Genomic DNA, 12,499 nt, shown 5'->3' on the forward strand with positions numbered 1-12,499 from the left:
TTAGCGAGCTTTACGCCAAACCGACCCCTCCACCAGCCTTCGGCTGGTCCCCCTCCCCGTTCCGGGGAGGAGTCATCACTCCGCCGCGACGTTCTCCAGCGGCACGGGCACCGGGTCCGACAGCCGGATCGTGTCGAGCACGCGGGCGGTTTCGTCGCGGACCTGCAACATCACCCAGCGCAGCCGGCATTGTTCCTGCGTCACGCAATTGCTGCACGGTTCATAGGCCAGGCGGCTTGCGCAGGGGAGGAGCGCCAGCGATCCGCGCGTGAGGCGGATCACGTCGCCATAGCTGATCTCGCTCGGCCGTTTGGCGAGCCAATAGCCGCCATCCTTGCCGCGCTGCGTGTCGACCAGGCCGGCGCGGCCCATTTCGGACAGGATCACGGTCAGGAATTTGGCCGGAATCTTCTGCGCGTCAGCGATTTCCGCGAGCTGGACCGGCCCTTTGCCGTAGCGGTCCGCCAGGTGCAGCAAGGCACGAATGGCATAGCGGGTCCGTTGCGACAGCATGGCTGTCAGATGGCGGGAAAGCCCCCTTGTTTCAAGCTTTCGGGATTCGTCGCGGCGATTGCGGAAAGCGGGCCCGCTGTGCCGAATTGGGGCGATTTTCCACAGCCGGAGTGCTAGCCTGTGGACAACCGACTCGCCGCTCATCTGCGGCTGCGCCGGGGGAGAAGAACCATGCCTGAGTCGCACGGTGAATATTGGGCTCGCAGGGCCAAGGAACATATGAGGATGGCGGCGGAAGCGCCGCATCGGGCCGCGGTCGCAGCGCACACGGCGCTCGCCCAAGCCTATCGGCAACGCGCCGAGGACGGAAAAGCCGCCGCGCGCGGCTGACCGAAACCTGCTCAGCCAAGGCGTTGACCCGACGCGGTGGTGAAGCTATAGGCCCGCCACGCTCGCGAGGCCGGTGGTGACATGCCCCCGGCAGCGCGGGTGAGCTTGAACATTGTTGGCGCATCCAGGGCCAGGGGGCTGATGCCACCGGGCTCTTTTGTTTTGAAGAGTTTGAGCGCCAGCAAAGTAACCGCCGGAATGTTCCGGCAACATAAGGTGAAGGGCTTCAATGCCGACGATCAATCAGTTGGTCCGCAAGGGCCGCGAGCCGCAGAAGGCCAAGTCCAAGGTCCCTGCGATGGAGCAGAACCCCCAGAAGCGGGGCGTCTGCACGCGCGTCTATACCACGACGCCGAAGAAGCCGAACTCGGCGCTCCGCAAGGTCGCCAAGGTTCGTCTGACCAACCAACGCGAAGTCATCAGCTACATTCCGGGCGAAGGTCACAACCTTCAGGAGCACTCGGTGGTGCTGATCCGCGGCGGCCGCGTCCGCGACTTGCCGGGCGTGCGCTACCATGTGCTGCGCGGCGTGCTCGACACGCAGGGCGTCAAGGACCGCAAGCAGAGCCGTTCGAAGTACGGCGCCAAGCGTCCCAAGTAATCAGGCCAAGTAAGCTCCGGACGTGTTCCGGGTATAGCTGAAGCGAGAAGGAAGAATCCAATGGCTCGTCGTCGTCGTCCCGAAAAGCGGGAAATCCTGCCCGATCCCGTCTATGGCGATCAGGTTCTGTCGAAGTTCATGAATTCGGTGATGCTGGACGGCAAGAAGTCCGTCGCCGAAGCGATCGTCTATGGCGCTCTCGAAACCGTCGAGCAGCGCGCCAAGCGCGAACCGATCGGCGTGTTCCATGATGCGCTGAACAATGTGAAGCCGGGCATCGAGGTCCGCAGCCGCCGCGTCGGCGGCGCCACCTATCAGGTGCCGGTCGAGGTCCGCGCCGAGCGCGCCCAGGCGCTCGCGATCCGCTGGCTGATCACGGCCGCACGTGCGCGCAGCGAGAAGACGATGGCCGCGCGCCTGTCGGGCGAGCTGATGGACGCCTCGCAGAACCGCGGCAACGCGGTCAAGAAGCGCGAGGACACGCATCGCATGGCCGAAGCGAACCGCGCCTTCAGCCACTACCGCTGGTAAAAACCGACCCTATATCGTGGGGAGCGGGCACCTGTGCCCGCTCCCCACATCGTTAAGGAAGCAACGATCATGGCCCGCAGCCATCCGCTCGAGCGTTACCGCAATATCGGCATCATGGCGCACATCGACGCCGGCAAGACGACGACGACCGAGCGCATCCTCTATTACACCGGCAAGTCCTACAAGATCGGCGAAGTCCATGAGGGCACCGCCACGATGGACTGGATGGAGCAGGAGCAGGAGCGCGGCATCACGATCACGTCGGCCGCGACAACGTGCTTCTGGAACGATCACCGGATCAACATCATCGACACGCCGGGCCACGTCGACTTCACGATCGAGGTCGAGCGTTCGCTGCGCGTGCTCGACGGCGCGGTCGCCTGCTTCGACGGCGTTGCCGGCGTCGAGCCGCAGTCTGAGACCGTGTGGCGCCAGGCCGAGAAGTACAACGTGCCGCGGATGTGCTTCGTCAACAAGCTCGACCGCACCGGCGCGAGCTTCGAGCGCTGCGTCGACATGATCAAGGACCGCCTCGGCGCCCGTCCGGCCGTCCTTTATTTGCCGATCGGCATCGAGAGCGGCTTCAAGGGCCTGGTCGACCTGGTCGAGAACCGCGCGATCATCTGGCTCGAAGAGTCGCTGGGCGCGAAGTTCGAATATCAGGACATTCCGGCTGACCTGGCCGACGCCGCCGCGACTGCTCGTTCCGAGCTGATCGAGATGGCGGTCGAGCAGGATGACGCCGTCATGGAAGCGTATCTTGAGGGCCAGGAGCCCGACACGGCGACGCTGAAGGCGCTGATCCGCAAGGGCACGCTGAACTTCTCGTTCGTGCCGGTGCTGTGCGGTTCCGCTTTCAAGAACAAGGGCGTGCAGCCGCTGCTCGACGCGGTCGTCGACTATCTGCCGTCGCCGCTCGACATTCCGAACGTGCAGGGCGTGAAGCTCGACGGCGAGACGCCGGACGAGCGTCCGGCCGACGACTCGGCGCCGTTCTCGGCGCTGGCGTTCAAGATCATGAACGACCCGTTCGTGGGCTCGCTCACCTTCGCGCGCATCTACTCGGGAAAGCTCGAGAAGGGCACGGTCCTGAACTCGGTCAAGGACAAGAAGGAAAAGATCGGCCGCATGCTGCTGATGCATGCCAACAGCCGCGAGGACATAGACGAGGCATTCGCCGGCGATATCGTCGCGATCGCGGGCCTGAAGGAAACCACGACGGGCGACACGCTGTGCGCCCCGACCGCGCCGATCATCCTGGAGCGCATGGAGTTCCCGGATCCGGTTATCGAGCTGTCGGTGGAACCGAAGACCAAGGCCGACCAGGAAAAGATGGGCATCGCGCTCAACCGCCTGGCCGCCGAGGACCCGTCGTTCCGCGTGTCGACCGATCATGAATCGGGCCAGACCATCATCAAGGGGATGGGCGAGCTCCACCTCGAGATCCTGGTCGACCGCATGAAGCGCGAGTTCAAGGTCGAAGCGAATGTCGGCGCGCCGCAGGTGGCGTATCGCGAATATCTCGCGAAGCCGGTCGAACTCACCTACACCCACAAAAAGCAGTCGGGCGGCTCCGGCCAGTTCGGCGAAGTGAAGGTGAAGGTGGTGCCGGGCGAGCGCGGCTCGGGCTTCCAGTTCGTCGACGAGATCAAGGGCGGCAACATCCCGCGCGAATATATCCCGTCGGTTGAAAAGGGCATGCGCGAGACGGCCGAGACCGGGTCGCTGATCGGCTTCCCGATCGTCGACTTCGCGGTGCACCTGATCGACGGCAAGTATCACGACGTCGACTCGTCGGCGCTCGCCTTCGAAATCTGCGCCCGCGGTGCGATGCGCGAAGCGGCGCAGAAGGCCGGCATCAAGATCCTCGAGCCGATCATGAAGGTCGAGGTGGTGACGCCGGAAGATTATCTCGGCGACGTGATCGGCGACATCAACAGCCGCCGCGGCCAGATCCAGGGCACCGACACGCGCGGCAACGCGCAGGCGGTGGCTGCGCTGGTCCCGCTCGCCAACATGTTCGGCTACGTCAATCAGCTGCGCTCGTTCACCCAGGGCCGCGCGCAGTACACGATGCAGTTCAGCCACTATGACGAAGTGCCGCAGAACGTGGCCGACGAAGTGAAGGCGAAGCTGGCGTAAACCGAAAACAGCCGTTATGGGGCCGCGTTCTCGCGTGCCCCTGACGGCCGGGGAAACTGATTCACGAAGGTAGGAAGAAAATGGCCAAAGCGAAATTCGAGCGGACGAAGCCGCACTGCAACATCGGCACCATCGGTCACGTCGACCATGGCAAGACGTCGCTGACGGCGGCGATCACGAAGGTGCTCGCGGAAACCGGCGGCGCGACGTTCGTCGACTATGCGAACATCGACAAGGCGCCGGAAGAGCGCGAGCGCGGCATCACCATCTCGACCGCGCACGTCGAGTATGAGACCGCCGATCGCCACTATGCGCACGTCGATTGCCCGGGCCACGCCGACTATGTGAAGAACATGATCACCGGCGCCGCGCAGATGGACGGCGCGATCCTGGTCGTGTCGGCCGCCGACGGCCCGATGCCGCAGACCAAGGAGCACATCCTGCTCGCGAAGCAGGTCGGCGTGCCGACGATGGTCGTGTTCCTGAACAAGGTCGACCAGGTCGACGATCCCGAGCTGCTCGAGCTCGTCGAGCTCGAAATCCGCGAGGAGCTTTCCAAGCGCGACTTCGACGGCGACAACATTCCGATCATCGCGGGTTCGGCGCTGGCCGCCCTCGAGGATTCAAATGACGAGATCGGCAAGCAGGCGATCCTGAAGCTGATGCAGGCCGTCGACAGCTGGATCCCGCAGCCGGAGCGTCCGCTCGACAAGCCGTTCCTGATGCCGATCGAGGACGTGTTCTCGATCTCGGGCCGCGGCACCGTCGTCACCGGCCGCGTCGAGACCGGCATCGTCAAGGTCGGCGAGGAAGTCGAGATCGTCGGCATCAAGGACACCCGCAAGACCGTCGTCACCGGCGTCGAGATGTTCCGCAAGCTGCTCGATCAGGGCCAGGCCGGCGACAACATCGGTGCGCTGATCCGCGGCGTCGGCCGCGAGGAAGTCGAGCGCGGCCAGGTGCTCTGCAAGCCGGGCTCGATCAAGCCGCACACCGAGTTCACGTCGGAAGTGTACGTGCTGTCGAAGGACGAGGGCGGCCGCCACACGCCGTTCTTCGCCAACTATCGTCCGCAGTTCTACTTCCGCACGACGGACGTGACCGGCGAAGTCGTTCTCCCCGAGGGCACCGAGATGGTGATGCCGGGCGACAACGTGCAGCTGTCGGTCAAGCTGATCGCGCCGATCGCGATGGATCCGGGCCTGCGCTTCGCGATCCGCGAAGGCGGCCGTACCGTCGGCGCCGGCGTCGTCGCGACGATCACCAAGTAAGCTTTACGCTTGCACCGCCGCCCGGCTCCCACTAGGGGGCCGGGCGGTTCGCAATTTATAGAAGCCCGGCATAACCGGGCATGGCTCTTTCGCATCGGTAGTGGACATGGAAACCCAGAATATCCGGATTCGCCTGAAGGCGTTCGATCATCGCGTGCTTGACCAGGCGACGGGAGACATCGCCGATACCGCTCGGCGGACCGGTGCGCTCATTCGGGGTCCGATTCCGCTCCCGACGCGCATCGAGAAATTCACCGTCAACCGCAGCCCGCACGTCGACAAGAAGTCGCGCGAGCAGTTCGAGGTGCGCACCTACAAGCGCATGCTCGACATCGTGCAGCCGACCCCGCAGACCGTCGATGCTTTGATGAAGCTCGACCTCGCCGCGGGTGTTGATGTGGAGATCAAACTGGCCTAACAGGCCGCTTCCCGCCGGTTGATTCGTCAGCCGGCGTCGCGAACGCCTTCTGGGCCTTCGCGGAAAGCTAGGGATACCGGCCGGCTTGACCGGCGACCGAGTCCCCGTCTTTCGCTTGTGACAAAGCGGAAATGATAGCCCTGACGGGGGCCTTGGACATTGGGCTGGCTCTGGTGACACACCAGGGCCTTTTTCGTTGGCACGCTCCCGGGTTCTTCGGAACGACGGAGCCTCTGTTTGGAAGGGACAGGATCATGCGCACTGGCGTGATCGCGAAGAAGATGGGGATGACCCGCCTGTTCCAGGACGATGGCCGGCACGTGCCGGTGACCGTCCTGCAGCTGGAAAATCTGCAAGTTATCGGGCGCCGCGAAGCGGATCGTGACGGCTATGTCGCGGTTCAGCTCGGCGCCGGCACCGCCAAGGCCAAGAACGTTGCGAAGCCGCAGCGTGGTGCCTTCGGCAAGGCCGAAGTGGAGCCGAAGGCGCGCGTCGCCGAGTTCCGCGTCGCCGACGACGCGCTGCTCGATGTGGGCGCGGAAATCTCGGCCGACCACTTCGTCGCCGGCCAGCTGGTCGACGTCTCGGGCCACACGCAGGGCAAGGGCTTTGCCGGCGCGATGAAGCGCTGGGGCTTCGGCGGTCTGCGCGCGACGCACGGCGTGTCGGTCTCGCACCGTTCGCACGGTTCGACCGGCAACCGCCAGGATCCGGGCCGCGTGTTCAAGAACAAGAAGATGGCCGGCCATATGGGCGACCGTCAGCGTACCCAGCAGAACCTTGAGATCGTCGGCACCGACGTCGAGCGCGGCCTGATCTTCGTGAAGGGCTCCGTGCCCGGTCACAAGGGCACCTGGCTGACCGTCAAGGACGCCGTGAAGGTGTCGCGCCACAAGGACGCGCCCTATCCGGCCGGCCTGAAGGCTGCGCAGAACAACAATGCTCCCGCCGAAACGCCCGCCGAGGCGCCGGCTGTGGACGCCACCGAGACCCAGGAAGGCTAAGCGATGAAGGTCAAGGTTCAGACCCTCGACGCCAAGGGCAAGGGCGACATCGAGCTCAAGGACGATATTTTCGGCCTCGAGCCCCGTGCCGACATCCTGCACCGCGTCATCACCTGGCAGCTGGAAAAGCGCCGCGGCACGGCCCGTCCGACCCGCGAGCGCTCGGACGTTGCGCGCTCGGGCAAGAAGTTCGGCCGGCAGAAGGGCGGCGGCACCGCCCGTCACGGCGATCGCCGCGCCCCGGTGTTCATCGGCGGCGGTAAGGCCCACGGTGCGCGTCTTCGCGACTTCAATCCGTCGCTGAACAAGAAGATTCGCGCGCTCGGCCTCAAGATGGCGCTGTCGTCGAAGGCCAAGGACGGCAAGCTGATCGTCATGGAAACGCTGTCGCTGAAGGACGCGAAGACCAAGGCTCTGCAGGGCAACCTGGAAAAGCTGGGCTTCGGCAAGACGGCGCTGGTGATCGACGGCGACCAGGTGGAGACGAGCTTCGCGCTCGCCGCCGGCAACCTGCGCGAGATCAACATGCTCCCGGCGATCGGCGCGAACGTCTATGACATTCTGAAGCACGACACGCTGGTGCTCACCCGGGCCGCGGTCGAGAAGCTGGAGGCCCGGTTCAATGGCTAAGAAGCAAGCCGCGGCAGCCGTCGACACCCGTCATTATGACGTCGTCGTCGCGCCGCACATCACCGAGAAGTCGACCCTGCTCAGCGAGCACAACGCGGTCGTGTTCAAGGTCGCGAACGATGCCACCAAGCCGCAGATTAAGGCGGCGGTTGAGGCGCTGTTCAACGTGACCGTCACGGGCGTCAACACGCTGACCCAGAAGGGCAAGACCAAGCGCTGGAAGGGCAAGCCCTACACGCGTTCGGACATGAAGAAAGCGATCGTGACGCTGAAGGACGGCGACTCGATCGACGTGACGACGGGGATCTGAGGCAATGGCGCTCAAGCATTACAACCCGACGAGCCCGGCCCGGCGTGGCCTGATCCTCGTCGACCGGTCGGGCCTGTACAAGGGCAAGCCGGTCAAGGCGCTGACCGAAGGCAAGCGCAAGACGGGCGGCCGCAACAACAAGGGCCATGTCACGTCGCGCGGCATCGCCGGCGGTCACAAGCAGCGCTATCGCTATATCGATTTCAAGCGCCGCAAGTGGGATGCTCCGGCAACGGTCGAGCGGATCGAATATGATCCCAACCGCACCGCCTTCATCGCCCTGGTGAAGTACGAAGACGGCGAGCTCGCCTACATCCTGGCTCCCCAGCGCCTCGGTGCCGGTGATGTCGTGATTGCGGGCAAGAAGACTGACGTGAAGCCGGGCAATGCGATGGAAGTCGGCCAGGTCCCGGTCGGCACGATCGTCCACAATGTCGAGATGAAGCCCGGTAAGGGCGGTCAGATCGCACGTTCGGCGGGCACCTATGTGCAGGTCGTCGGCCGCGATCGCGGCATGGTCATCGTCCGCCTGAACTCGGGCGAGCAGCGCTACATCCGCGGCGAGTGCATGTGCACGGTGGGTGCGGTGTCGAACCCGGACAACGGCAACCAGAACCTTGCCAAGGCCGGCCGCAACCGCTGGCTGGGCAAGCGCCCGCTGACCCGCGGCGTCGCCAAGAACCCGGTCGACCACCCGCACGGCGGTGGTGAAGGCCGGACCTCGGGCGGCCGTCACCCGGTCACCCCGTGGGGCAAGCCGACCAAGGGTGCGCGCACCCGTCACAACAAGGCGACCGACAAGATGATCATCCGGTCGCGTCACGCGAAGAAGAAGGGTTAAGAGATGGCCCGTTCCGTCTGGAAAGGTCCGTTCGTCGAACTCAGCCTTCTGAAGAAGGCCGAAGCGGCGCAGGAAGCCAGTGGCCGTTCGGCTCCGATCAAGACCTGGTCGCGCCGTTCAACGATCCTGCCGCAGTTCGTCGGGCTGACGTTCAACGTCTATAACGGCCGCAAGTTCGTGCCGGTCTCGGTCAACGAGGATATGGTGGGCATGAAGCTCGGCGAATTCGCGCCGACCCGCTTCTTCCCGGGCCATGCCGCCGACAAGAAGGGCAAGCGCTAATGGGCAAGCAGTCCGCTCCGCGTCGCGTCGACGACAAGGAAGCGCTGGCGGTTGGCACCACCATCCGCGGCAGCGCGCAGAAGCTGAACCTCGTCGCCGGCCTCATCCGCGGCAAGAAGGCGGGGGAGGCGATGAACATCCTCCAGTTCTCGCCCAAGGCGATGGCCGTCGAAGTGCGCAAGGTGCTCGCGTCCGCGATTGCGAACGCCGAGAACAATCACAATCTCGACGTCGACGCGCTGGTGATCAAGGAAGCCAGCGTCGGCAAGTCGATCTCGATGAAGCGGTTCGCCACCCGCGCCCGCGGCCGTTCGGCCCGGATCGTGAAGCCGTTCAGCCGTCTTCGCATCGTCGTGCGCGAGCAGGAAGAAGCATAATGGGTCAGAAGAGCAATCCGATCGGCCTCCGTCTCCAGATCAACCGGACCTGGGACAGCCGCTGGTTCGCCGAAGGCGACGACTATGGTCGTCTGCTCCTCGAGGACCTGAAGATCCGCAAGTACATCATGAAGACGCTGCCGCAGGCGGCGATCTCCAAGGTGGTGATCGAGCGTCCGGCCAAGCTGTGCCGCATCTCCGTCTATGCGGCGCGTCCCGGCGTGATCATCGGCAAGAAGGGCGCGGACATCGAGAAGCTTCGCAAGAAGCTCAACGAGATGACCGCTTCCGACGTGTCGCTGAACATCGTCGAGATCCGCAAGCCTGAGATCGACGCGAAGCTCGTCGCCCAGTCGGTCGCCGACCAGCTGGAGCGCCGCATCGCGTTCCGCCGCGCCATGAAGCGCGCGGTGCAGTCGGCACTGCGCCTGGGCGCGGAAGGCATCCGCATCACCTGCGCCGGCCGTCTGGGTGGTGCGGAGATCGCGCGGACCGAATGGTATCGCGAGGGCCGGGTGCCGCTGCACACGCTGCGCGCGAACGTCGATTATGCCGAGGCCGAGGCCCACACCGCTTATGGCGTGTGCGGCGTCAAGGTCTGGATCTTCAAGGGCGAGATTCTCGGCCATGATCCGACGGCGCAGGACCGTTTGATGATGGAAGCGCAGACTTCGGGCGTGCGCCCGGCGCGCGACGATCGCCGCTAAGCGCAGGATAAAAGACAATGCTGCAACCGAAACGCACCAAGTTCCGCAAGGCGCACAAGGGCCGCATCCACGGCGACGCGCCGGGCGGCACCCAGCTGAACTTCGGCGCCTATGGCCTGAAGGCGATGGAGCCGGAGCGCATCACCGCCCGCCAGATCGAAGCGGCCCGCCGCGCGATCACGCGTCACATCAAGCGCCAGGGGCGTTTGTGGATCCGCGTGTTCCCGGACGTGCCGGTCTCGTCGAAGCCAGCCGAAGTCCGCATGGGTTCCGGTAAGGGCGCGCCCGAATATTGGGTGGCGCGCGTGAAGCCGGGCCGCATCCTGTTCGAGCTGGACGGGGTTCCGGGCGACATCGCGGCCGTGGCGTTCAGCCGCGCGGCGATGAAGCTGCCGATCAAGACCAAGGTCGTGGCCCGCCTGGGCGACACCTCCCACCTGGGAGCCGGCAAGTGAAGCAGAGCGAACTGAAGCCGCTGACCGACGATCAGCTGTCGGAACAGCTGGGCAACCTGAAGCGCGAGGCATTCAACCTTCGCTTCCAGGCGGCGACCAGCCAGCTGGAAAAGCCGTCGCGGGTCCGCGAAGTGCGCCGCACGATCGCGCGCATCAAGACGATCCAGTCCGAGCGTTCGCGCTCGGCTGCGAAGTAAGGAAACGGAAACATGCCGAAGCGCGTGCTGACGGGGACCGTGGTCTCCGACAAGACCGACAAGACGGTGGTCGTCCGTGTGGAGCGTAAGGTGAAGCACCCGCTCTATGGAAAGATCATTCGCCGGTCGAAGAAGTATCACGCCCATGACGAGGGCAACGAGTTCAAGGCCGGCGAGATCGTGCGCATCGAAGAGACCGCGCCGATTTCCAAGCTGAAGACCTGGCGCGTGGTGGATCGCGTCGCAGCTGCTGTCACGCCTGAGCGTGCGTCGGCCGAAGGCTAAGGAGAGACTGACATGATTCAGATGCAGTCCAACCTGGACGTCGCCGATAACTCGGGTGCGAAGCGGGTCCAGTGCATCAAGGTGCTGGGCGGCTCGAAGCGCCGCACCGCGTCGGTGGGCGACATCATCGTCGTCTCCGTCAAGGAAGCGGCGCCGCGCGGCAAGGTGAAGAAGGGTGACGTGCACCGCGCCGTCATCGTCCGCACCGCCAAGGACATTCACCGCGCGGACGGGTCGACGATCCGTTTCGATTCGAACGCGGCGGTGCTGGTCAACAAGAACGAGGAGCCGATCGGCACTCGTATTTTCGGGCCGGTGGTTCGTGAGCTTCGCGCGAAGAAGCACATGAAGATCATCAGCCTGGCGCCGGAGGTTTTGTAATCATGGCTGCCGCCAAGATCAAAAAGGGTGACAAGGTCGTCGTCCTGTCCGGCAAGGACAAGGGCAAGACCGGCGAAGTCACTCGCGCGATGCCGAAGGACGGCAAGGTCGTCGTGTCCGGCATCAACATCGCAACGCGTCACAAGAAGCCGAGCCAGGTGAACCCGCAGGGTGGCCTGGAGCGGACCGAGGCGCCGCTGCACGTGTCGAAGGTTGCGCTCGCCGACCCGAAGTCGGGCAAGGCGACGCGCGTCCGTTTCGAAACGCGCGACGGCAAGAAAGTCCGCGTGGCCGTCAAGTCCGGGGAGGTCATCAATGGCTGACACCTATACCCCGCGGATGAAGCAGCTGTACGACGACCGCATCGCCAAGGCGATGACGGAGAAGTTCGGCTACAAGAACCGCATGGAAGTGCCCAAGATCGAAAAGATCGTGCTCAACATGGGCGTGGGCGAAGCGACGCAGGACAAGAAGAAGGTCGAGACGGCCGCCTCCGAAATGGAAGCGATCGCCGGCCAGAAGCCTGTCATCACCAAGGCGAAGAAGTCGATCGCGACGTTCAAGCTGCGCGAAGGCATGCCGATCGGCTGCAAGGTCACGCTGCGCCGCGAGCGGATGTACGAGTTCCTGGACCGGCTGATCACGATCGCGCTGCCGCGCGTTCGCGACTTCCGCGGGCTCAATCCGAAGTCGTTCGACGGCCGCGGCAACTACGCAATGGGTCTCAAGGAACAGATCGTGTTCCCGGAGATCAACTATGACCGCATCGAGAAGGTGCGTGGGCTTGACGTGATCGTCACGACCACCGCGAAGACCGACGAGGAAGCGCGCGAGCTGCTCCGTCTGTTCGGTTTCCCCTTCCCGCAGGATGCGGACGAACAGAAGCAAGCGGCCTGAGGCCTGGAGAACTTAAGTCATGGCGAAACTGAGTTCCGTGAACAAGAACGAGCGTCGCAAGAAGCTCGTGAAGCAATATGCTCCGAAGTACGCGAAGCTGAAGGCGACCGCGAACGACAAGACGCTCGATGAGATGGAGCGTCTGATAGCGCGGCTGAAGATGGCCGAGCTGCCCCGCAACGCGAACCCGACGCGCATTCGCAACCGGTGCGAGATCACCGGCCGTCCGCGCGCATATTATCGCAAGTTCCGTCTCGCTCGCGTGATGCTGCGCGATCTGGCCAACAAGGGCCTGATCCCCGGCGTGACCAAGTCGAGCTGGTAAGG

General features: G+C 64.4%; 21 protein-coding genes. 20 read left to right on the forward strand and 1 reads right to left on the reverse strand.

Annotated elements, in window-relative coordinates; genetic code table 11:
* Window positions 1–75: 75 nt before the first annotated feature.
* On the reverse strand, window positions 76–513 hold the full coding sequence (locus SCH01S_RS02095) for an RrF2 family transcriptional regulator (protein WP_046347128.1): 438 nt from the start codon (window positions 511–513) through the stop codon (window positions 76–78).
* 171 nt (window positions 514–684) lie between these two features.
* On the opposite strand from SCH01S_RS02095, the gene SCH01S_RS16705 reads away from it, so the two are divergent.
* The 20 genes from SCH01S_RS16705 (at window position 685) to rpsN (ending at window position 12,497) form a co-directional block, all read left to right on the forward strand.
* A complete protein-coding gene (locus tag SCH01S_RS16705) occupies window positions 685–843 on the forward strand; it encodes a hypothetical protein (RefSeq protein WP_169746342.1) in 159 nt (52 codons plus the stop codon).
* A gap of 229 nt (window positions 844–1,072) precedes the next feature.
* Window positions 1,073–1,444: a 30S ribosomal protein S12 gene (gene rpsL, locus SCH01S_RS02100; protein ID WP_019831557.1), complete on the forward strand. Its 372-nt coding sequence runs from the start codon at window positions 1,073–1,075 to the stop codon at window positions 1,442–1,444.
* A 60-nt stretch (window positions 1,445–1,504) separates the two neighbouring features.
* Complete coding sequence (gene rpsG / locus SCH01S_RS02105; protein ID WP_046347129.1) at window positions 1,505–1,975, forward strand: 30S ribosomal protein S7; 471 nt, start codon at window positions 1,505–1,507, stop codon at window positions 1,973–1,975.
* Window positions 1,976–2,044: 69 nt separating this feature from the next.
* Complete coding sequence (fusA, locus tag SCH01S_RS02110) at window positions 2,045–4,117, forward strand: elongation factor G (RefSeq protein ID WP_046347130.1); 2,073 nt, start codon at window positions 2,045–2,047, stop codon at window positions 4,115–4,117.
* Window positions 4,118–4,197: 80 nt separating this feature from the next.
* Window positions 4,198–5,388 (forward strand): elongation factor Tu, encoded by a 1,191-nt coding sequence (tuf, locus tag SCH01S_RS02115; RefSeq protein ID WP_046347131.1) that lies wholly within the window; start codon window positions 4,198–4,200, stop codon window positions 5,386–5,388.
* A 106-nt stretch (window positions 5,389–5,494) separates the two neighbouring features.
* A complete protein-coding gene (gene rpsJ / locus SCH01S_RS02120) occupies window positions 5,495–5,806 on the forward strand; it encodes a 30S ribosomal protein S10 (protein WP_046347132.1) in 312 nt (103 codons plus the stop codon).
* Window positions 5,807–6,060: 254 nt separating this feature from the next.
* Window positions 6,061–6,810 (forward strand): 50S ribosomal protein L3, encoded by a 750-nt coding sequence (gene rplC / locus SCH01S_RS02125; RefSeq protein ID WP_046347133.1) that lies wholly within the window; start codon window positions 6,061–6,063, stop codon window positions 6,808–6,810.
* A 3-nt stretch (window positions 6,811–6,813) separates the two neighbouring features.
* Window positions 6,814–7,440, forward strand: coding sequence for a 50S ribosomal protein L4 (gene rplD / locus SCH01S_RS02130; RefSeq protein WP_046347134.1), 627 nt, complete (start codon window positions 6,814–6,816; stop codon window positions 7,438–7,440).
* Window positions 7,433–7,750, forward strand: a complete 318-nt coding sequence (locus SCH01S_RS02135) for a 50S ribosomal protein L23 (RefSeq protein ID WP_046347135.1) — start codon at window positions 7,433–7,435, stop codon at window positions 7,748–7,750. Before rplD ends, SCH01S_RS02135 begins: the two co-directional genes overlap by 8 nt.
* A gap of 4 nt (window positions 7,751–7,754) precedes the next feature.
* Complete coding sequence (gene rplB / locus SCH01S_RS02140; protein ID WP_046347136.1) at window positions 7,755–8,591, forward strand: 50S ribosomal protein L2; 837 nt, start codon at window positions 7,755–7,757, stop codon at window positions 8,589–8,591.
* Between the two features lie 3 nt (window positions 8,592–8,594).
* Window positions 8,595–8,873 (forward strand): 30S ribosomal protein S19, encoded by a 279-nt coding sequence (gene rpsS, locus SCH01S_RS02145; RefSeq protein WP_046347137.1) that lies wholly within the window; start codon window positions 8,595–8,597, stop codon window positions 8,871–8,873.
* Window positions 8,873–9,250, forward strand: a complete 378-nt coding sequence (gene rplV / locus SCH01S_RS02150; RefSeq protein WP_046347138.1) for a 50S ribosomal protein L22 — start codon at window positions 8,873–8,875, stop codon at window positions 9,248–9,250. Before rpsS ends, rplV begins: the two co-directional genes overlap by 1 nt.
* Entirely contained in the window at window positions 9,250–9,957 is a 708-nt protein-coding gene (rpsC, locus tag SCH01S_RS02155; protein WP_046347139.1) for a 30S ribosomal protein S3, read from the forward strand. Before rplV ends, rpsC begins: the two co-directional genes overlap by 1 nt.
* Window positions 9,958–9,974: 17 nt before the next feature.
* Window positions 9,975–10,412, forward strand: a complete 438-nt coding sequence (gene rplP / locus SCH01S_RS02160; RefSeq protein WP_046347140.1) for a 50S ribosomal protein L16 — start codon at window positions 9,975–9,977, stop codon at window positions 10,410–10,412.
* Window positions 10,409–10,609: a 50S ribosomal protein L29 gene (gene rpmC / locus SCH01S_RS02165; RefSeq protein WP_046347141.1), complete on the forward strand. Its 201-nt coding sequence runs from the start codon at window positions 10,409–10,411 to the stop codon at window positions 10,607–10,609. Before rplP ends, rpmC begins: the two co-directional genes overlap by 4 nt.
* A gap of 12 nt (window positions 10,610–10,621) precedes the next feature.
* Window positions 10,622–10,894: a 30S ribosomal protein S17 gene (gene rpsQ, locus SCH01S_RS02170; RefSeq protein WP_046347142.1), complete on the forward strand. Its 273-nt coding sequence runs from the start codon at window positions 10,622–10,624 to the stop codon at window positions 10,892–10,894.
* Window positions 10,895–10,906: 12 nt separating this feature from the next.
* Complete coding sequence (gene rplN / locus SCH01S_RS02175) at window positions 10,907–11,275, forward strand: 50S ribosomal protein L14 (protein ID WP_046347143.1); 369 nt, start codon at window positions 10,907–10,909, stop codon at window positions 11,273–11,275.
* A 2-nt stretch (window positions 11,276–11,277) separates the two neighbouring features.
* Window positions 11,278–11,598: a 50S ribosomal protein L24 gene (gene rplX, locus SCH01S_RS02180; RefSeq protein WP_046347144.1), complete on the forward strand. Its 321-nt coding sequence runs from the start codon at window positions 11,278–11,280 to the stop codon at window positions 11,596–11,598.
* Window positions 11,591–12,172 (forward strand): 50S ribosomal protein L5, encoded by a 582-nt coding sequence (gene rplE, locus SCH01S_RS02185; protein WP_046347145.1) that lies wholly within the window; start codon window positions 11,591–11,593, stop codon window positions 12,170–12,172. Before rplX ends, rplE begins: the two co-directional genes overlap by 8 nt.
* Window positions 12,173–12,191: 19 nt before the next feature.
* On the forward strand, window positions 12,192–12,497 hold the full coding sequence (gene rpsN, locus SCH01S_RS02190) for a 30S ribosomal protein S14 (protein ID WP_046347146.1): 306 nt from the start codon (window positions 12,192–12,194) through the stop codon (window positions 12,495–12,497).
* Window positions 12,498–12,499 lie beyond the last annotated feature (2 nt).

Origin of the sequence: Sphingomonas changbaiensis NBRC 104936 (assembly GCF_000974765.1) — a bacterium.
Classification (GTDB): domain Bacteria; phylum Pseudomonadota; class Alphaproteobacteria; order Sphingomonadales; family Sphingomonadaceae; genus Sphingomonas_B; species Sphingomonas_B changbaiensis.